Source organism: Microbispora triticiradicis (assembly GCF_005864065.1).
GTDB classification, from domain to species: domain Bacteria; phylum Actinomycetota; class Actinomycetes; order Streptosporangiales; family Streptosporangiaceae; genus Microbispora; species Microbispora triticiradicis.
The window spans coordinates 164485-183257 of record NZ_VANP01000009.1; the positions used below are offsets into that span (position 1 = coordinate 164485).

Genomic DNA, 18773 nt, shown 5'->3' on the forward strand with positions numbered 1-18773 from the left:
TCCGTCCTTCCCAGATCGTCACGCGGCGATGGTCGCGTGCATCTCCCACACGAGGATCTCGGCGGGCTCGGTCGCGGTGACCTTCTGCCCGCCGGTGGCGGTGAACCGCACGGCGTCGCCGGTCTCCAGCATGCCCGCACCCTCCAGGGCGACGGCGCCCCGGGGCACGAAAAGGTGCAGGAACGGCGCCTCCGGCAGCTCCACGGACTGGCCGGGCTCCAGGCGGGCGGCGTACAGCGCGGCGTACCGGTTCTTGATCCGGATGGCCGCGGCGCCGTCGTGCTTGTCCATGCCGGAGGCGACCGGCACCAGGCCGCCGGCCAGCAGGTCGCCCTCGATCTCCAGCTGCTCGTACCCGGGGGTGATGCCGGGCTCGTCGGGGACCACCCACATCTGGACGAAGTGGACGGGCTCGTCGTGGGCGCCGCCGCCGGTCAGCCGCCAGGAGTCGTTCTTCTCCGAGTGGAGGATGCCGGTGCCCGCGCTCATGCGCTGGGCGAGGCCCGGGTAGATGACGCCGGAGTGCCCCTCTGAGTCCTGGTGGACCAGCGAGCCCCGGAGCACCCAGGTGACGATCTCCATGTCCCGGTGCGGGTGCGTATCGAAGCCGGTGCCCGGATGCACGGTGTCGTCGTTGTTCACCAGCAGCAGGCCGTGGTGGGTGTTGCCGGGGTCGTGGTGGCCGCCGAACGAGAACGAGTGCTTGGAATCCAGCCAGGAGATGCGGGTGGTGAAGCGCTCGGCCGCCCTGCGGACGTCCACACGGGGGGTCAGCCTGGTCGTGGTCATCGGAACCCTTTCCTCGTCGCCATGTAGATGATGCATCATCTACTGGTGCCCCACAACATAGATGACGAGTCATTGATTCCGGATACCCTGGGCCGCATGAACAGCCCACGCTGGCTCGACGCGGACGAACAGCGCGCCTGGCGGGCCTACCTGCGCATGCAGGGGCGTCTCACAGCCCGGCTCAACCGGGAGTTGCAGGCCGGTTCCGCCCTCTCCCTGGCGGACTACGAGGTCCTCGTGCACCTCACCGACAACGCCGACGGGCGGCTGCGGCCGTTCGAGCTGGAGCGCGGCCTCCAGTGGGAGCAGAGCCGCCTGTCCCACCACCTCACCCGGATGCAGCGGCGGGGCCTCGTCCGGCGGGAGGAGTGCGAGGAGGACGGCCGGGGCGCGTTCGTCGTGATCAGCGAGGAGGGCCGCCGCGCCATCGCCGCCGCGGCCCCCGGGCACGTGGCGACCGTGCGCCGCCTGTTCTTCGACGGGCTCACCCCCGAGCAGGTCGCCGCGCTCGAACGGCTGGCCACCGACGTGCTCGCCCGCCTCGACGACGACAGCCCCGGCGACGACCCCGGCCCCGGACCCGGACCCGGCGACGGACTCAGCTGATCAGGCCCTCGGGGAAGACGACGCCGGCGACGCCCGGGACGGTCCTGACGACCATCTCGGCGATGCGGGCCGACCGCTCGTCGCCCGGGCCGTACAACTCGACGACGCCGTTGCGCACCGCCGCGCCGAAGGACGCCGTGTCGGCGCAGTCGCGCAGCGCCGCGAGCACGTCGTCGCGGATCCGCTGGTCGCCCTGGACCAGCAGTCCCATCAGGTCGCGCCGGCTGACGATGCCGACGAGGTCGTCGTCGCGCACCACCGGGACACTCTTCACCCCGGTTGTGATCATCAGGTCCAGGAGGTCCATGACGTCGGCCGTGTCGCCAACGGTGGCGACGCGCGGCGTCATGACCTCCTCGACGAGCGCGGGCGGCCTGCCGGTGGGCAGGGCCTCGGGGCGCAGGAAGGCCCGGGGTTCGCTCTCGAACTCGCCGCGCAGCAGATCCATCTCGCTGACGATGCCGACCATCCGTCCCGGCCGTTCGACCACCGGCGCGGCCGTGATGTCCTGCTCGTACAGCAGGCGGACGGCCTGCCTGATCGTCGCCGTGCGCCGCACCGTCACCACCGGCGCCGTCATGATCTCGCAGACCAGCATCGTGATCACCTCCTACCCGGCCGGCGCGAGGACGAGCGTCCCGCCGGGCGCCGGTCCGGTCCGCGCGCCGAACCTCCGGCCGATCCGGTCGAGCGTCCCGCGCAGCCACTCGCGGTCCTCGTCACCGGCGCGACGCAGCCGCATGCGTACGGCCCGCATCGGCGCCATCCGCAGTTCGCGCAGCCGCCCCGACGCGGCCTCCACCGTCGCGAAGTACAGCAGCCGCAGGTCGTCGCGGTACTCCTCATAGCCGGTGATGCCCTCGTAGTCGTCGATGAAGTCGCCACAGCCGTAGAGGATCAGCCGGTCCCGGTACACCTCGGCGGGGCGGGGGTGGTGCGAGGAGTGGCCGTGGACGAGGTCGACGCCGCCGTCGATCAGCGCGTGCGCGAACCCGGTCTGGTCGTCGCCGACCTCGTAACCCCAGTTCGACCCCCAGTGGACGGAGACGACCACGACGTCCCCCGGCCGCCTGACCCGCCGTACGCGCTGGGTGATCTCGGCCGCGGCGGCGGGGGACGGCGCCGGGAGGAAGGCCACGCCGGGCCGGTCCCGCCGGGCCGCCCACCCGCCCGGGACGCCGCTGGACGGCATCGCGGCCGCGAACACCAGCACGCGTCCGCCGCCGGGAAGCGGCACGACCGCGGGCCGCCGCGCCTCGTCCTCGTCACGCCCCGCCCCGGCCTGGCGGAGCCCCGCCGCCGCCAGCGCGCCGAGCGTCTCGGTGAGCCCGCGTACGCCGAAGTCGAGCACGTGGTTGTTGGCCAGCACGCACACGTCCGGCCGGGCCACGGCCAGCGCGGGAAGGTTGGCGGGGTTCATCCGGTAGTGCACGGCCTTGTCCGGCGCGAAGTCGCCGGACCGGGTGACGCTCGTCTCCAGGTTGAGCACGCGGACGTCGGGACCGGCCTCCTCCAGCGCCTCCAGCGCGTCGCCCCAGGGCCAGGAGTATCCGGCCGGGCGCGGGATCGGGCCGTTCGCCGCCTCCGCCAGCTCGACGTACGCCCCGGCGTCCCGGAGGTGCGGCTCCCGCAGGGCGGGATCGCCGGGATGCGGGAGGATCTGGTCGACGCCGCGCCCGAGCATGACGTCCCCGCACAGGAAGAGCGTGACCGGGTCTCCCGCCGTCGGCCGCATGTCAGCCCCCCGGCGGCCGTGACGGCGACGGCGTCGCGGCGTGCCGCGTGCCGCCGTCGCGGCCCGCACGCTCCGCGGCAGGGCTCCGTCCTCCGCAGGTCACACCCCGATCCTCCCCCGTGACCGGCCGCGCCACCACGGCGGGGAGGGGTGGTCAGCCCACCCTGCAGAGGATCTCGCCGTGCACGACGCTGAACCAGCCGTCCGCGCTCGCGCCCCACTCCCGCCAGCCGTCGGAGATCCGTCGCAGGTCGTCCTGGGTGGCGTGGCCGCCCTCGATCACCCGGCTCGCGTAGGCGGACTGGAGGGTGCGGTCGGCCCACAGGCCGCTCCACCACGCCCGGTCCTCGGGGGTGGCGAAACACCAGGTGGACGACGACGAGGTGATCTCGGTGAAGCCGGCCTCCCCTGCCCAGGAGCGCAGGCGCCGCCCGGCGTCGGGCTCGCCGCCGTTGGCCCGGGCGACCCGGCGGTAGAGGTCCAGCCAGTCGTCCAGCGCGGGGACCAGCGGATACCAGATCATGCCGGCGTAGTCGGAGTCGCGCGCCGCGACGATGCCGCCCGGCTTCGTCACGCGCCGCATCTCGCGCAGCGCGCCCACCGGGTCGCCGAGGTGCTGGAGCACCTGGTGGGCGTGCACGACGCAGAATGAGGCGTCGGGAGCGCCGAGCGCGTGCACGTCGCCCGTCGTGAAGCTCACGTTGGCGACGCCGCGCCGCGCCGCCTCCTCCCGGGCCTGCTCCAGCACGCCGGGCGCGTTGTCGAGGCCGACCACCTCGCCCTGCGGCACGTGCCCGGCCAGGTCGGCGGTGATCGTGCCGGGCCCGCACCCGACGTCCAGGACGCGCATGTGGGGCTTCAGCGCGCCCAGCAGGTACGCCGCGGAGTTGGCGGCGGTGCGCCAGCGGTGGGAACGCAGGACGGACTCGTGATGACCGTGTGTGTAGACGGCCGTTTCGTGTGCCATGCCGTCACTATTCCAGGCGTCTCGTCATTTGAGCAATTATGTCTCATATTCAGAGACGGCATCGAGAGACGCCGGGGCCGCGTTGATTTCCGGCGCCGGGCGCGGGCATGGTGATCGCATGACCAGCGATGAGGTTCGCGACGGAGTCACGCTGACCAACCTCGACCGGCCGTTGTTCGACGACGCGGGCGCGGCCAAGCGCGACCTGGTCGACTACCTGGACGCCGTACGCGACCGGATCGTCCCGGTGCTGCGCGACCGGCCGCTGTCCGTCGTGCGGGTGAGAGAGGGCCAGGCGCCGTTCATGCAGAAGAACGTGCCCTCGTACGCCCCGGACTGGGTGCGGACGGTCACGGTGTGGGCCGAGTCCTCCCAGCGGCGGGTGTCGTACGCGCTGTGCGACGACCGGCGGACCCTGCTGTGGCTCGCCAACCAGCGGGCGGTGGAGTATCACCCCGCTCTCGTCCACGCGGGTCACTGGGACCGGCCGACCCACCTCGTGCTGGACATCGACCCGCCGTCGGCCGAGGCGTTCCCCCGGGCCGTCGGCGCCGCCCGCTTGGTCGCCCTGGCGCTCGCCGACGCCGGGCTGTCGGGCGCGGTGAAGACCAGCGGGGCCAAGGGCCTGCACGTGTTCGTGCCGCTGGAGGGCGAGACGACGGAGGACGTGGCCGCCGCCACCCGCGCGCTCGGCGTCCGGGCCGAACGCCTCGATCCCGCCCTCGCCACGACGGCGTTCATCCGGGAGGACCGGGGAGACCGGGTGTTCGTCGACTCGACCCGGTCCGGCGGGGCGACCGTCGTCGCGGCCTACAGCCCCCGTGTGCGGCCCGGCGTCCCCGTCTCCTTCCCGGTCGCCTGGGACGACCTGGACCGGATCACGCCCGGCGACTTCACCGTGCGCACGGCGGCGCGCCTGCTGCGCGACGCCGATCCCTGGGCCGACCTGATGCCGGAGCCCCAGCGACTCCCCCGCGACCTCGTCGAGGAGGGCCACACGATCCCGGTCGCCCGGGTGCAGGCCATGCACGAGGGCAAACGCCGCGCCCGCGCCCGCCGCGGATAGCCGGCCCGGACGGTTCACGGGCCGCCGGCACCCGGCTCGGCGGGTCAGTTGGCGACAGGTTGTTGCTATATTCGCGACATGCCGTCGCCAAACTCGCGTCAAAGCTGGCTTCCCCTCGTCGTGCTCGCGACCGGCGTGTCGATGGTGGTCATCGACGCCACGATCGTGAACGTGGCGGTGCCCGCGATCCTCGCCGACCTACGCCTCGGCGCGACCGACGTGGAATGGATCAACTCCGTCTACTCCCTGATGTTCGCGGCGCTGCTCATCCCGTTCGGGCGGATGGGCGATCTCCACGGCAGGCGCCGCCTGTTCGCCCTGGGCGTCGCGGTCTTCCTGCTGGCCAGCGTGCTGGCGGCGCTGTCGGTGAACGGGCCCATGCTGATCGCCGTACGCGCGGTCCAGGGCGTGGGGGCCGCGATGGCCGTCCCGATGACCCTCGCGATCATCAACCAGATCTACACGGGACGGCAACGGGTGATCGCCTTCGCCGTCTGGGGCTCCATCATCGGCGGTATGGCCGCCGCCGGCCCGCTGGCGGGCGGCTGGCTCGTCACCGAGTACGGCTGGCGCGCCGCGTTCTGGATCAATCTGCCGATCGCCGCGCTGCTCCTGCTCGGCTCGCTGCGCGTGCCCGAGTCGCGGGCCGGGCACGCGGCGGGCGCCGACCTCGCTGGCCTCGTCCTCGCCGTGACCGGCACGACCGGTGTCGTCTTCGCGCTGATCGAGGGCCAGAAGTACGGCTGGCTGGCGCCGCGCCGGACCGCGGACCTGTTCGGCCTGCGCTTCGAGAGCGTCTCGCCCGTGCCGTTCGCGTTCGGCGCCGGCGTCGTCGCGCTGGCCGCCCTCGTCGTGCTCGAACGGCGGCGCGAGCGCGCCGGGCGGCCCGTGCTGGTCGACCTGACGCTGTTCGAGCTGCCGAGTTTCCGGTACGGCTCGATGGCTGCGGTGATCGTGGCGCTGGGCGAGTTCGGCATGATCCTCGTGCTGCCGCTCTTCCTGCAGTCCGCGCTCGGCTACACCGCGTTCCGCGCCGGGCTGGTCATCGCGGTGCTCGCCCTCGGGACCTTCCTCGCGGGCGGCCTGGTCCCGGCGTTGTCGAAGCGGTGGTCGCCGCGCGCGATCGTGCGGGCGGGCCTCGGCATGGAGGCCGTCGGCGCGGCCGGGATCGGCCTGTCCCTCACCCCCGGCATGGGCCCCTGGCGGCTCGTGCCGTGGCTGCTGCTCTACGGCGCGGGCATCGGTTTCGCGACGGCCCAGCTCACCGGCGTGCTCCTCGCCGACGTGCCGGCCCACCTCTCCGGCGGGGCCTCGGCCCTGCAGAGCACGATCCGCCAGCTCGGCGCGGCCCTGGGGGTCGCCGTCCTGGGCGGAGTGCTGGTGGCCGGGCTCGGCTCGGCCGTCGAGCGCGGGCTGGCCGACCGGCCCGAGCAGGTGCGGGCGGGCGTGGCGCGCGTCGTCGAGGAGAGCGCCGGCGCCGCCATCCCCTCGATCCGCGACCCCGCGATCCACGCGGCGGCGGTCGAGGGCGCCGCCGAGGCGACCCGCAGGGTCGCGCTGATCACGGCGCTGGCGCTGCTGGCCGGGGTCGGCGCCACGCTTCTCCTCCCCCGTACGCCGGCCTCCCCGGACGAACCGGACGAGCCGGGAGAACCGGTGGCGGCGGCGGGGCCCGATACTGGAGGGCGCGACCCGAAGACGTAGCAGCCCTGGAGGGGGAGATGCCGAGGATCAGCGCGGCGACCGTCGCGGACCACCGGGCCAACCAGCACGCCGCCCTGCTCGACGCGGCGCGGGAGATCCTGGCCGCCGAGGGCGTCCACGCGCTCTCCCCGGCGGCCGTCGGCGCCCGGATCGGCCTGGCCCGCTCCAGCGTCTACCGCTACTTCGCCTCCACCGCCGACATCCTCGCCCAGCTCGTGGAGGACGCCTTTCCCCGCTGGTCAGCGCGTCTGCGCGCCGCCGTCGCGCCCGCCGGCGGCCCGCTGCCCGACCGGATCCGCGCGTACGGCAGAGCGGCGCTCGACTTCGTCGGCAGCCCCGACTACGCGCTGATCCCGGCGCTGCAGGCGATCGGGCTGCCGCAGGAGTGCCGGATCAGGGTGGAGGAACTGCACGGCGAGCTGACCGCGCCGCTCGCCGACGCGCTGCGCGAGGCCGGGATGGACCATCCCGCGCTGCGGGCCGACCTGGCCTGGGGCGTGGTCCGCGCGGGGGCCCGCCGTCTGCAACCGGACCTCGCCGGGCACGGGACGCCGCCCGCCGAGGGCCCCGGAGCGGAGCCTCCGGAGAAGATCGTCGAACTCACTCTCGACGTGCTGACCCGGGCCCTGTGCTGACCCGGGCCCTGTGCTGACCCGGGCCCTGTGCTGACCCGGGCCCTGTGCTGACCCGCCGTCGATTCGTCGCCGCCGGGACCGTTCGCCCGGGGACAAGGGGGGACGCCTGAGGACGGGAGGGGACGGGCGGGGACGGCTGGTCAGGGCATGCCGCCGACCGCCCCGAAGATGCCGGTCCTGTCGTCGGCCTGCACCTCCCAGGGAACGTCGGGCCGCCACGCCTGCACGGGCACGAGGCCGGGTTCCAGGATCTCCAGACCGTCGAAGAACGCCTCGATCCGCTTGAAGGGTCTGCCCACGAGCCCGCCGGAGGAGGTGGCCGCGTACACCTTTTTGCTCTCCTCGACGACCTCCTCGGCCACCTCGTCGGTCGTCAGGATGTGCGACAGCACCAGGTGACACCCCGGGACCATCCGCTCGCGGATCCGGGCGACGATCCGGTCGGCGTCCTCGTCGTCCGTGACGAAGTGCAGCACCGAGACCAGCAGCACCGCGAACGGCCGGGCGAAGTCGATGTGGGCCCGCACCTCCGGGTCGTCGAAGACGGCGTCCGGGTCCCGCACGTCCCCGGCCACCGCGATCGTCTCGGGATTGTCGGCCAGCAGCGCCCGCGCGTGCGTGAGGACCACCGGGTCGTTGTCCACGTACACCACCCGCGCTCCGGGGGCGTGCCGCCGCGCGACCTGATGGACGTTCTCCTGCGTCGGCAGGCCCGCGCCGATGTCGACGAACTGCGTGATCCCCGACTCGGCCAGGTGCCGCACGGCACGCTGCAGGAAGCCGCGGTTCTCCCTGGCGACCTCCCGTCCGTCGTTGCCCATCTGCCGCCCGATGGCGAGCATCTTCTCGGCGGCCTCGCGGTCGGCGGCAAAGTTGTCCTTGCCGCCCAGGTAGTAGTCGTACATCCGGGCGATGTTCGGGACGGTGGGATCGACGCCCTCCGGTGCCCGCCTCGAATCGTCCAAGCGTCTGCCCCTCGCCTGTGGAACCGCTTTCATGCATTGTAGGCGAGGAGCCGACGGAAGATCATCACCCTCGGGTCACGCTCCGGGATTGAAGAAGGGCGCGCGGGGCAGCGGCCGGACGACGATCTCGGGACGATTTCGGGAGGACGCGTGACGCCACGCATGACCCTGTCCGCGACGGTGCTCGACGCGCCGGACGCGCGGGAGCTCGCGGCCTTCTACCAGCGGATGCTGGGCTGGACGATCGACTCCGACGAACCCGGCTGGGTGACGATGCACGCGCCCGGAGGCGGCGCCGGGTTGTCGTTCCAGACCGAGAAGGAGTACGTCCGGCCGGTCTGGCCCGCCGGTCCGGGAGACCAGCGGATGATGCTGCACCTGGACATCGAGGTGGACGACCTGGAGACGGCGGTGGCGCACGCGACCGGCGCCGGGGCGACGCTCGCCGGCCACCAGCCCCAGGACGACGTGCGGGTCCTCCTCGACCCCGCGGGGCATCCCTTCTGCCTTTGGGTCAGGACGGACGGCTCCACACCGGAACCGTGATGATCCGGTGATGCGGGCGGCGGCCCGGTGAGAGCGGATTAATGCGGACGACATTCCACGCACGGTGACCGCGTAACAGCGCCGGGTCAGACTTCTGGGCATGAGCGAACCGAGAAACGCCGCCGACGAGAGCGGCCATCCGACTCCCGGCCCGCTTCCCCGGCATCACGGCGTCCGATCCTGGCGGCGGGAGATCGCGGAACTGGCCGCGCTCTTCCTCGCCGTCGGGCTCGCCCACGTGCTCGCCACCCTGCTCGGCCACCGCGACCCCGGCCCGGTGGTGCTCGTCGGCGTCGGGCTGGCGTTGATCGTCGGCTCGGCCGTGCACAAGAGACTGTCGGTTCCGGGGGCCGTACGCGGGCGCGTCCGCCCGGGCACGGATCACGCGACCAGCCTGTGGCGGGTGCGGGCCAGGGTCGCTGAGCGCCCCGGCCGCCTCGCCGCGCTCGCCGGGGCCTTCGCCCGCCTGGGCTGCAACATCCTCTCCCTGCAGATCGCCCCGGCCGGCAGCGCGGCGATGACGCGGGGAGGCTGCGACGCCCTGGACGAATTCGTCGTCGAGGCCCCGGCCTCGCTCACTCCGCAGGACCTGTGGCGCGCCGTCGACGCGGCCGGCGGCGCCGACGCCGTCATCGTTCCCGCCCAGGTGAAGGACCTCATCGACCCCGGCATCCAGGCGCTGCTGCTGGGTCAGCGCGTACGGGACGATCCGGGCGAGCTGCTCCCGGCCATGACGGAACTGCTGCGTACGACGGACGTCCGGTGGCGGGAGCCCGGTGAGCCGGCTCCGGACAGGACGCCGAACACCGTGATGACGGTTCCGGTGAATCCCGGCGCCGCCCTGGTCGTGACGAGACGGGACCTGCCGTTTACGCCGACGGAGGCGGCGCGGGCCGCCGCGCTCGCGGCGGCGGCCCGGCACCGTCAGTGGGCCGACGACTGGCCCGGCGAGTGAGACGGCGCTCAGCCGGCGGCGTCGAGGCGGCCCAGCTCCTCGGGAGTGAGCTCCAGGTCCACCGCCTTGACCGAGTCGAGAATCGTCTCCGGCCGCGACGAGCCGGGGATCGGGATCACCACCGGCGCCTTGGCCAGCATCCAGGCCAGGCACACCTGCTGCGGGCTCACCTCGTGGGCCTTCGCGACCTCCGCGAACGGGGCGAAGCGCGACCCCAGGTCGCCGGCCTTGGAGATGCCGCCCAGCGGGCTCCACGGCAGGAAGGCGATGCCCATCCGCGCGCAGAGTTCGAGCTCGGCCTCGCTGGAGCGGAACGCGGGCGAGAACTGGTTCTGCACGCTCACGAGGCGACCGCCGAGGATGTCGCCGGCCTGGCGGATCTGGTCGGGGTTCGCGTTCGAGATCCCGGCGTAGCGGATCTTGCCCGCGTCGAGCAGGTCGCGGAGCGCCCCGATCGACTCCTCGTACGGCACCCGCGGGTCGGGCCGGTGGAACTGATAGAGGCCGATCGCCTCGACCCCCAGCCGCTTGAGGGAGGCGTCGCACGCCTGCTTCAGGTGCTCGGGCGAGCCGTCCTTCGTCCAGGAGCCGTCGCCCGGGCGCAGGTGGCCGCCCTTGGTCGCTACCAGCACGTCCGAGGTGTCGCCGCCGTAGCCTGCCAGGGCGCGGGCGATCAGCGATTCGTTGTGGCCCACCTCGTCCGCGTGCAGGTGATAGGCGTCGGCCGTGTCGATCAGCGTCACTCCGGCGTCCAGCGCCGCGTGGATGGTCGCGATGGAGCGCTGCTCGTCGGGCCGCCCCTCGATCGACATCGGCATGCCGCCGAGACCGATCGCGCCGACCCCGAGATCACCGATGCGGCGAGTCCGCATGAAGGATCCTCCTTGCGAGAAGAGACAGAGACGTGTCCCCTATCCTGCGGGTCCCGTATCAAGCCCGCCATCCGAAGATCCTCCTTACATCGGAACATATCTACCCAAATACGGATAGTTCACGAACAGGCCAACCTATATTGGTACGAAGCGCACGAGAGGTCCCGGGTTCGCCGCCGGGGCTCGCCGACAGCAAAGGCACAACCATGAGCGTGCATGTTCACGTCCGCCTCGACGACGGCCTGGCCGTGACCGAGGACGGCCGGTTGCTGGAGCTGACCCGCTGCCGCTGCGGAGCCTCGTGGACCAGGACCTACCACGTGCACGAGGGCGAACCGGAGGCCTGACCGCCCGTCCGTCCGCCACCGCACCGGTCAGGAGGGGTAGCCGAAGCGGCCGTGCAGGCGGACGAAACTGGCCAGCGTGAGGACCTGACGGGGTTCGAGGCCGATGACGGTGCGCTCGAAGAGCACGACCTCCTCCCGGCCGCCGGTGCCGATGGGCTGCACCAGCCGCCCGCCGGGCCGCAACTGCTCGACCAGCGGCGCGGGGACCGTGGGAAACGCCGCCGAGACGATGACGGCGTCGTAGGGAGCGTGCTCACGCACGCCCTGGCCGCCGTCGCCGACCCGCACCTCCGCGTTGCGGATGCCCTGCCGGGCGAGGTTGCGCCGCGCCGCCCGCACGAGGTCGGGCCACAGGTCGACGCCGACCACGTCGCCGGCCATGCGGGCGAGCAGCGCGGTCTGGTATCCGAGGCCGGAGCCGACCTCCAGCACGTGCTCCACGCCGGTGAGCGCCAGTCCCTCGATCATCGTCGCCGACAGGGACGGCTGGGTCGTCACCTGCCCGTGCGCGATCGGGATCGGCGCGTCCTCGTACGCGTGCGCGGCGTGCGCGGGCGGGACGAATCCCACCCGCGGAGTCGAGCGCACCGCCCGGAGCAGGCGCTCGTCACGGACCCCCGCCGCCCGGACGGCCCGGACGAGGTCTTCGGGACAGGCGGCTGCGGTCACGTCCACCACGCTCACGTTCGACGCCGAGCGCGCCTCCCCCTCCAGCGGCCCGCTCTCCCCCGGTGATGCCCCCTGAGCGGCCCCGGAACCGCGCCACCGGCTCAGGCCGTCCGAACGGCTCGGGATGTCCGGACGCCTCAGGGGGTGCCGAAGTCGACCTCCGCCGTGGGGACGGTCGCCGCGCCGCGGCCGGGCGCGGTCTGGAACTGCCAGTAGAGGTTGGTGTGCGCGATCACCTGCTCCGGAGCGGGAGCGCCGTAGGCGGTTAGGTCCTCGGTGGTGTGCGCGTCGCCGACCAGCGTCACGTCGTAGCCCCGGACGAAGGCCCCGTGGAGGGTCGAGCGGATGCACGCGTCGGTCTGGGCGCCGGTGACGACGACCCGGCCCACTCCGCGCTCGGCGAGCCGCGCCTCCAGATCGGTGTCCTCGAACGAGTCGCCGTAGATCTTGTGGACGAGCGGCTCGTCGTCACGCCGCACCAGCTCCGGCACGTACTCCCAGGCCTCGCTCTCCCGCTGCAACTCGCGCCCATCGGAGTGCTGCACCCAGATCACCGGCACGTCCTGCGCGCGGGCCCTGCCGATCAGGGTGTCGATGTTCGCGATCACGGCGTCGCGGTCGTGCGCGCCCGCCACCACCCCCTTCTGGACGTCGATGACGAGCAGCGCGGTGTTCGGGCGTTCGGCCAGGGTTGTCATGGGTGTTCCCGTCTTTCGTCACGGATCCTGTCGCCGCCCAACCCTAGGACCGGCTACCGACATTTTCGCCGGACCGGAACGTCCGGCCCACCCAAATTGGAGTGCAAAATACCGATTTGCTAGGGTCGAGACGTGCGGTTGACGAAGTTCACGGACCTGGCCCTGCGCGTGACCATGCGCCTGGCGGTCCTGGAGGAGGGCACGTCGCTCACCACCCGCCAGGTGGCCGAGGCGATGGCGATTCCCTACAACCACACCGCCAAGGCCATCGCCCGCCTGCAGCACCTCGGCGTCGTGGAGGCCCGCCGGGGACGCGGGGGCGGGCTGGAACTGACCCGGTTCGGCCGTACGGCGTCGATCGGCTGGCTGGTCCGCGAACTGGAGGGAGAGGAGGAGGTCGTCACCTGCGAAGGGGAGGTCCCCTGCCCACTCCGGGCCGCCTGCCGCCTGCGCGGCGCGCTGCGCGCGGCGCAGCATGCCTTCTACGCCTCCCTCGATCCGGTCACGGTCGACCAGTTGGTCTCCTCGCCGTCGGGGCCGGTGCTGCTCGGCCTCTCCTGACCCGCGTACGCGGGAAGAGTCCGGCAGATCCATGCCTTTTAATACGCATATTAGATACCAATTTGGAGGAATCATGCTGTCCCCGGAGTCGGCCGCGACCGTCCGCGCCACCCTGCCCGTGATCGCGGGCGCGATCCGGAGCATCACGGCCCGCTTCTACGACACGTTGTTCGCCGACAACCCCGAGCTGCTGCGCGACCTGTTCAACCGGGGCAACCAGGCCAATGGCGAGCAGCGCGTCGCGCTGGCGGGCTCGATCGCCGCGTTCGCGACCGCGCTGGTGGACCACCCGGGCGGGCTTCCCGGCACGATGCTGTCCAGGATCGCCAACAAGCACGCCTCCCTCGGCGTCACCGAGGAGCAGTACGCCGTGGTGCACAAGTACCTGTTCGGCGCCATCGGCGAGGTGCTGGGCGACGCCGTCACGCCCGAGGTCGCCCAGGCGTGGGACGAGGTCTACTGGCTCATGGCCGAGACGCTGATCGGCCTGGAGCGCGACCTCTACCGCGAGGCGGGCCGGGGCTGGACGCGGGCCACGGTGACCGAGCGGCGCGACGAGACGGCGGACGCCGCCTCCTTCCTCCTGCGCCCGAGCGCCCCGCTGCCGTTCCTGCCGGGCCAGTACGTCAGCGTCCGGGTCACGCTGCCCGACGGCGCGCGGCAGATCCGGCAGTACAGCCTGTCGAACGCCCCCGAGCGCGGCGATTGGCGGATCACGGTGAAGAGGGTGCGCGGCGGGAGCGCGCCCGAGGGAGAGGTCTCGACCTGGCTGCACGAGCACGTCCGGGCCGGTGACGTGCTCGACGTCTCCGCGCCCTTCGGCGATCTGACCCTGCCGGAGGGCGACGGCGCGCTGCTGCTCGCCTCGGCGGGCATCGGGGTCACCCCCGTGCTGTCGATGCTCGATCACCTCGTCGCCACCGGGTCGGGCCGGCGGGTGGTGGTCGTCCACGCCGACCGCTCCCCCGGTTCCCACGTCCACCGGGAGGAACTGGCGGACCTGGTCGCGGCCCTGCCCGGCGCCACCCTACACCGGTGGTACGAGAACCTGCCGGAACAGGACCTGAGCGGTCCGGCTCCGTCGGCCGGCCGGGCCGACCTGTCGGCGGTCGACCTGCCCGCGGGCGTCACCGCCTGCCTGTGCGGGCCGCTGCCGTTCATGCGGGCCGTACGCGCGCAGCTGACGGCGCGCGGCGTGTCCGCGTCCGAGATCCGCTACGAGGTCTTCGGCCCCGACCTGTGGATCGCCGGGGACTGATCCGGTCCCGCCGGGGAGGTCAGCGCAGGAGGCCGACGCCCGCGTAGCCGTCCACGCCGGGGATCCTCGGCAGCCTGGGCTCGTCGGGCTCGGGACGCCAGTCCTCGGTCACCACCAGGCCCGGCTCCACCAGGTCGAACCCGTCGAAGAACCGCAGGAGCTCGGCGTGGGTCCGGGGGGTGACGCCGGCGGCGGAGGTGCTCTTGTACAGCTCGCGCCCCTCGCGGATCTTCTCCTCGTCGAGGTCGCCGTACGACAGGTGGCTGAGGGCCATCGCGCTGCCGGGGGCGAGCCGGTCGCGCAGGGTGGCGACGATGCTCCCGGCGTCGGGGATGAAGTGCAGCACCGCGACCATGAGCAGCCCCACGGGCCGGCTGAGGTCGAGGTGCTCGTTGATCCGGGGATCGCCGAGGATGCCCTCGGGGTCGCGCAGGTCGCCGTCGACCACGATCGTCGTGGCGTTGTCGGCGAGCAGGGCCCGGCCGTGGGTCAGCACGATCGGGTCGTTGTCGACGTAGACCACCCGCGAGCCGGGGGCGGCGCGCAGCGCGACCTCGTGGACGTTCTCCTGCGTCGGCAGCCCGGCGCCGATGTCGAGGAACTGGCGGATGCCCTTCTCGGCCATGAGGGTCACGGCCCGGCGGATGAAGCGCCGGTTGCTCCGGACCCCTTCGCGCGCGTTCGGAGTCAGCTCGATGAGCTTCTCGGCCGCCGCCCGGTCGACGGCGAAGTTGTCCTTGCCGCCGAGGAGGTAGTCGTAGATCCGGGCGACGCTGGGGACCGTGACGTCGATCCCCGGCGGCCCCTGCTCCAAGTTCATCGTGCTGCCCCTGATGCCGTGCCGTACTTTGATCACCAAAGTAGCCGACAAATCGGGATTCGGCGCACCAAAATGGGAATTGACCGACATACTTGACCGCTGTCGAGCGGGGCCTCGGCCGGTCGGTCAGCCCAGGTCGCCCCCCGAACGGTCGCCCCGGGGAGTGCCCGCCACCAGGACGTCGACGGGCGGACCGGCGGCGACGGGATCGGCGACGTCGAAGTCGTCCGGGCCGTAGCCGTAGTGAGCCCTGCCGTAGCCACCCGTGCCGTAGCCGACCACGCCGGGGTCCCCGATGACGGGCCCGGCGATCACGGGATCGGTCATCACGGGATCGATGAACAGCGGCTCGGGGGCCAGGGGGCCGTCGATCACGGGATCGGCGATGAACTCGCGCATCCAGCGGAAGCTGGACTTCGGCGTGCGCTCCTGGGTCTCGTAGTCCACGTGCACGAGCCCGAACCTCGCGGAGTACCCCCGGGCCCACTCGAAGTTGTCCATCAGCGACCAGGCGAAGTAGCCCCGCACGTCGGCGCCCGCCGTCATCGCGTCGTGGGTCGCGGCCAGATGGTCGCGCAGGTAGTCGACGCGCCCGGCGTCCTCCAGCACGCCGTCGTCGCCGTAGCCGTTCTCGGTGATGTAGACCGGCGGCAGGTCCGGATAACGGGTGGTCAGGCCGACCAGCGTCTCGTACAGCCCCTCGGGCTCCACCACCCAGCCCAGCCCGCTGGTGCGGGCGTCCTCCGGCGTGACGGTGCGCACCCCGAGGTCGAACGCCGTACGGCGGCCCGGGTCGGCCTCCTCGTAGGGCGCGGCCTCCACGTGCAGCCGGTAGTAGTAGTTCACCCCGAGGAAGTCCACCGGCGTCCCGATGGTCTCCAGATCGCCGTCCCTCCGGAACGAGAAGTCGGTGATCCGGCCGAACGTCTCGGCCATGTCGGCGGCGTAGGAGCCGCCGAAGAGCGGGTCGGTGAACTGCCGGTTGACCAGCAGGTCCATCCGCCGCGCGGCCGCGGCGTCCTCCGGCGAGGTGGTCGCCGGCACCGTGGGCGACATGTTGAGCGTCACCCCGACCCGCTGGTCGGGCCGGGCCAGCGCCCGCAGGCGCGCGACTGCGAGGCCGTGACCGAGCAGCAGGTGATGGGCGGCGGCCAGTGCGCCGTGCCCCTCCGTCGCGCCCGGCGCGTGCCGGCCCTCGCCGTACCCCACGATCGACGAGCAGTACGGCTCGTTGAGCGTGATCCAGTTCGACACCGAGTCGCCGAGCGCGTCGTACATCACCTCCGCGTAGTCGGCGAAACGCTCCGCCGTCTCGCGGACCCGCCAGCCCCCGCGGTCCTCGATCGCCTGGGGCAGGTCCCAGTGGTACAGCGTGACGTACGGCTCGATGCCGCCCTCGCGCAGGGCGTCGACGAGGCGTCGGTAGAAGTCGAGGCCGCGCCGGTTCACCGGCCCGCGCCCGTCCGGCAGGACGCGCGGCCAGGCCACGGAGAATCGGTAGGCGGCCGCCCCCAGCTCCTTCATGAGATCGACATCCTCTTGCCAGCGGTGATAGTGGTCGCAGGCGATCTCACCTGACTCGCCCCGCGCCACCGCGCCGGGCATCCTGCAGAAGGTGTCCCAGATCGAGCGCCCCCGGCCGTCGACGTCGACGGCCCCCTCGATCTGGTACGCCGCGGTGGCCGTACCCCAGACGAAGCCGGCCGGGAAGGCCCGCGGCCCGGCGGGGCGGTGTTCGATCGCCGTCATCCTGTGATCGCTCCAGACTCGGCGCCCGCGCACGAGTGATCGGCCCGCGCGCCGAGACCGGCCGTGCGGGCGATGGATCCGTTCCTCCGTAAGCCGCGGGTATCGCCGTACGGGACGACGACCGGACGCGCGGGCAGGCGGAGTTTCGCAGCGGACACCTGGACTCCTTCACAGGAGAAGGGATGCGGCTGCGAGATGGCGACAGCGGCCGAGCCCGTGGCAACGAAGCAGCGTCGGCCGATGCCCGACATCACACCTAAGAAGAAGGGAATGTGTCAAGTCACAGAAACGTAACTGTGGGAAATTTCGATTACGGGTTGCGAGCGGCCCAGGAAGTACGTACTTTGTGAGAACGGTCCATGAAACCGGTTACAGCGAGATGCGATAGCGTTTGGTCCGTGGCAACGATCAGAGAGCTGGCGCGCCTGTGCGGCGTGTCCCCGGCGACCGTCTCCCGAGTGTTCAACAATCCCGAGGTAGTCAACGCGAAAACCAGGGAGCAGGTCCTGCGGACGGCCCGCCAGATCGGCTACCTGCCCAACGAGTCGGCGCGCACGCTGGCCACCAAGAAGTCCTTCATGGTCGGCCTGCTGTGGGACACCGACCACCGCCGCCCCGGCTGGCGCCATCCGTTCTTCCAGGAGATCCTGATCGGCCTGAAGACGGCGCTCAGCGGGCGCGGATATCACCTGCTCATGCTCGCCACCAGCGGGGAGCACACCGACGACGCGTACGTGCGGGCCGCCCGCAGGCACAACCTGGACGGCGTGGTGATGATCGACAGCGGCACCTGGGATCCGTCGCTGCGGCACCTCGCCGAGTCGGGGGTGCCCTGCGTCAGCCTCGACCGTCCCGTGCAGGGCCCCAAGGCCACATACGTGACCTCCGACAACGTGGGCGGCGCCCGCCAGGCCGTACGGCACCTGCACGAGCAGGGCCGGCAGGCCATCGCCACGATCACCGGGCCCGCGCACACCCGGCCGGGGGCGGAGCGCCTGCAGGGCTACCAGGAGGAACTGGCCCTGCTGCGCCTGCCGTACCGGCCCGAGCACGTGGCCGAGGGGGACTTCTACGTCACCGGCGGGGAGGCGGCGATGCGGCGGCTGCTGGAGACGGACGAACGGCCCGACGCGGTGTTCGTCGCGGGCGACGAGATGGCCGTCGGCGCGCTGCGCGCGATCGCCGAGGCCGGACTGAAGGTGCCCGAGGACATCGCGGTGGTCGGGTTCGACGACATAGAGGTCGCGGCCCTCGTGCCCCCCGGCCTGACGACGATCGCCCAGGACAAGGACGGTTTCGGCGCGGCCGCCGCGGAGGCCCTGGTCTCAATGATCAACGGCGCCGACGCCCCGCCCGCCCGGATCCTGCCGACGACACTCGTCGTACGGGGCTCCAGCACGCGCGCGATCTGACGGCCGCCGTGGCGGGACGGTTCCCCGGCGAAAAGAGCGGTTTCGGGCGAATTCGCCGCCGGAGCCGCTTATCGTGATGGGGCATCCCTGTGCCTCACCCCCGGAGACCCACGTGTCCGAGCACTCCTGGCCTGTCCGCATCCGCGCCGAGTTCGCGCAGCGTGTGCTGGACCTGCGGCACCAGCACCCGGGCGTCCTCGCCTCGCTGGACCAGCACATGGCCGCCGTCCGGCAGGCCATCTCGGGCCTCGGCGAGCGGGTCGGGCCGTCCTCGCTGCTCGCCTATCTGATCGGTTTCTGGGACGGGGCCCAGGAGAAGGGCTGGCGGACGCCCGGGCCGGACCAGCCGCTCGACTTCGCCGTCCTGCGCATGACCGCGGTCTGCCTGCTGCTCGACACCGCCGCCGAACCCGCCTGAC

21 protein-coding genes are annotated in these 18773 nt (G+C 72.4%); 11 read left to right on the forward strand and 10 right to left on the reverse strand.

Going from position 1 to position 18773, the window contains the following annotated elements:
• Window positions 1–18: 18 nt before the first annotated feature.
• Entirely contained in the window at window positions 19–789 is a 771-nt protein-coding gene (locus FED44_RS23395; RefSeq protein WP_111700903.1) for a pirin family protein, read from the reverse strand.
• A 96-nt stretch (window positions 790–885) separates the two neighbouring features.
• Here FED44_RS23395 and FED44_RS23400 point away from each other — a divergent pair, with 96 nt between their 5' ends.
• The gene (locus tag FED44_RS23400) at window positions 886–1395 is read left to right on the forward strand and encodes a MarR family winged helix-turn-helix transcriptional regulator (RefSeq protein ID WP_138462054.1); all 510 of its coding nucleotides are present in this window, start codon (window positions 886–888) and stop codon (window positions 1393–1395) included.
• Here the strand turns inward: FED44_RS23400 and FED44_RS23405 are convergent.
• The 3 genes from FED44_RS23405 to FED44_RS23415 form a co-directional block, all read right to left on the reverse strand.
• On the reverse strand, window positions 1388–1993 hold the full coding sequence (locus tag FED44_RS23405; RefSeq protein ID WP_111700905.1) for a CBS domain-containing protein: 606 nt from the start codon (window positions 1991–1993) through the stop codon (window positions 1388–1390). The two genes, FED44_RS23400 and FED44_RS23405, sit on opposite strands and share 8 nt — an antisense overlap.
• Before the next feature lie 12 nt (window positions 1994–2005).
• Complete coding sequence (locus FED44_RS23410; RefSeq protein WP_138462055.1) at window positions 2006–3130, reverse strand: CapA family protein; 1125 nt, start codon at window positions 3128–3130, stop codon at window positions 2006–2008.
• 154 nt (window positions 3131–3284) lie between these two features.
• On the reverse strand, window positions 3285–4097 hold the full coding sequence (locus FED44_RS23415; protein WP_138462056.1) for a class I SAM-dependent methyltransferase: 813 nt from the start codon (window positions 4095–4097) through the stop codon (window positions 3285–3287).
• A 118-nt stretch (window positions 4098–4215) separates the two neighbouring features.
• Between FED44_RS23415 and FED44_RS23420 the strand changes: the two genes are divergently transcribed.
• The 3 genes from FED44_RS23420 (at window position 4216) to FED44_RS37575 (ending at window position 7502) form a co-directional block, all read left to right on the forward strand.
• Window positions 4216–5163: a DNA polymerase domain-containing protein gene (locus FED44_RS23420; protein ID WP_138462057.1), complete on the forward strand. Its 948-nt coding sequence runs from the start codon at window positions 4216–4218 to the stop codon at window positions 5161–5163.
• Between the two features lie 78 nt (window positions 5164–5241).
• Window positions 5242–6867 carry an MFS transporter gene (locus tag FED44_RS23425; RefSeq protein WP_138462058.1) on the forward strand — a complete coding sequence of 542 codons (1626 nt, stop codon included), beginning with the start codon at window positions 5242–5244 and terminating at the stop codon, window positions 6865–6867.
• Between the two features lie 17 nt (window positions 6868–6884).
• Window positions 6885–7502 (forward strand): TetR/AcrR family transcriptional regulator, encoded by a 618-nt coding sequence (locus tag FED44_RS37575; RefSeq protein WP_111700910.1) that lies wholly within the window; start codon window positions 6885–6887, stop codon window positions 7500–7502.
• 140 nt (window positions 7503–7642) lie between these two features.
• On the opposite strand, the gene FED44_RS23435 is transcribed toward FED44_RS37575, so the two are convergent.
• Window positions 7643–8467 (reverse strand): SAM-dependent methyltransferase, encoded by an 825-nt coding sequence (locus FED44_RS23435; protein ID WP_244302175.1) that lies wholly within the window; start codon window positions 8465–8467, stop codon window positions 7643–7645.
• A gap of 150 nt (window positions 8468–8617) precedes the next feature.
• On the opposite strand from FED44_RS23435, the gene FED44_RS23440 reads away from it, so the two are divergent.
• Window positions 8618–9013, forward strand: coding sequence for a VOC family protein (locus FED44_RS23440; RefSeq protein WP_222867875.1), 396 nt, complete (start codon window positions 8618–8620; stop codon window positions 9011–9013).
• A gap of 100 nt (window positions 9014–9113) precedes the next feature.
• On the forward strand, window positions 9114–9968 hold the full coding sequence (locus tag FED44_RS23445; RefSeq protein WP_138462060.1) for an ACT domain-containing protein: 855 nt from the start codon (window positions 9114–9116) through the stop codon (window positions 9966–9968).
• An 8-nt stretch (window positions 9969–9976) separates the two neighbouring features.
• Here the strand turns inward: FED44_RS23445 and FED44_RS23450 are convergent, their stop codons facing one another.
• Window positions 9977–10840: an aldo/keto reductase gene (locus FED44_RS23450; protein ID WP_111700914.1), complete on the reverse strand. Its 864-nt coding sequence runs from the start codon at window positions 10838–10840 to the stop codon at window positions 9977–9979.
• A gap of 206 nt (window positions 10841–11046) precedes the next feature.
• On the opposite strand from FED44_RS23450, the gene FED44_RS35980 reads away from it, so the two are divergent.
• Window positions 11047–11187: a hypothetical protein gene (locus tag FED44_RS35980; RefSeq protein ID WP_165900687.1), complete on the forward strand. Its 141-nt coding sequence runs from the start codon at window positions 11047–11049 to the stop codon at window positions 11185–11187.
• A gap of 27 nt (window positions 11188–11214) precedes the next feature.
• Here the strand turns inward: FED44_RS35980 and FED44_RS23455 are convergent, their stop codons facing one another.
• Complete coding sequence (locus FED44_RS23455) at window positions 11215–11862, reverse strand: protein-L-isoaspartate(D-aspartate) O-methyltransferase (RefSeq protein ID WP_244302177.1); 648 nt, start codon at window positions 11860–11862, stop codon at window positions 11215–11217.
• Between the two features lie 131 nt (window positions 11863–11993).
• Window positions 11994–12554 carry a cysteine hydrolase family protein gene (locus FED44_RS23460; RefSeq protein ID WP_111700915.1) on the reverse strand — a complete coding sequence of 187 codons (561 nt, stop codon included), beginning with the start codon at window positions 12552–12554 and terminating at the stop codon, window positions 11994–11996.
• Between the two features lie 132 nt (window positions 12555–12686).
• Between FED44_RS23460 and FED44_RS23465 the strand changes: the two genes are divergently transcribed.
• Both FED44_RS23465 and FED44_RS23470 read left to right on the forward strand, forming a co-directional pair.
• A complete protein-coding gene (locus FED44_RS23465; RefSeq protein ID WP_111700916.1) occupies window positions 12687–13115 on the forward strand; it encodes an RrF2 family transcriptional regulator in 429 nt (142 codons plus the stop codon).
• Between the two features lie 73 nt (window positions 13116–13188).
• Window positions 13189–14373, forward strand: coding sequence for a globin domain-containing protein (locus tag FED44_RS23470; protein WP_138462061.1), 1185 nt, complete (start codon window positions 13189–13191; stop codon window positions 14371–14373).
• 19 nt (window positions 14374–14392) lie between these two features.
• Here FED44_RS23470 and FED44_RS23475 read toward each other — a convergent pair whose 3' ends face one another.
• Together FED44_RS23475 and FED44_RS23480 are read right to left on the reverse strand one after the other, a co-directional pair.
• Complete coding sequence (locus FED44_RS23475) at window positions 14393–15229, reverse strand: SAM-dependent methyltransferase (RefSeq protein ID WP_316246849.1); 837 nt, start codon at window positions 15227–15229, stop codon at window positions 14393–14395.
• 90 nt (window positions 15230–15319) lie between these two features.
• Window positions 15320–16942, reverse strand: a complete 1623-nt coding sequence (locus tag FED44_RS23480) for a GH1 family beta-glucosidase (RefSeq protein WP_138462062.1) — start codon at window positions 16940–16942, stop codon at window positions 15320–15322.
• A 398-nt stretch (window positions 16943–17340) separates the two neighbouring features.
• On the opposite strand from FED44_RS23480, the gene FED44_RS23485 reads away from it, so the two are divergent.
• Together FED44_RS23485 and FED44_RS23490 are read left to right on the forward strand one after the other, a co-directional pair.
• On the forward strand, window positions 17341–18354 hold the full coding sequence (locus tag FED44_RS23485) for a LacI family DNA-binding transcriptional regulator (protein WP_208759138.1): 1014 nt from the start codon (window positions 17341–17343) through the stop codon (window positions 18352–18354).
• A 112-nt stretch (window positions 18355–18466) separates the two neighbouring features.
• Complete coding sequence (locus FED44_RS23490; protein WP_111700919.1) at window positions 18467–18772, forward strand: DUF6401 family natural product biosynthesis protein; 306 nt, start codon at window positions 18467–18469, stop codon at window positions 18770–18772.
• The last annotated feature ends 1 nt before the right edge of the window (window position 18773 follow it).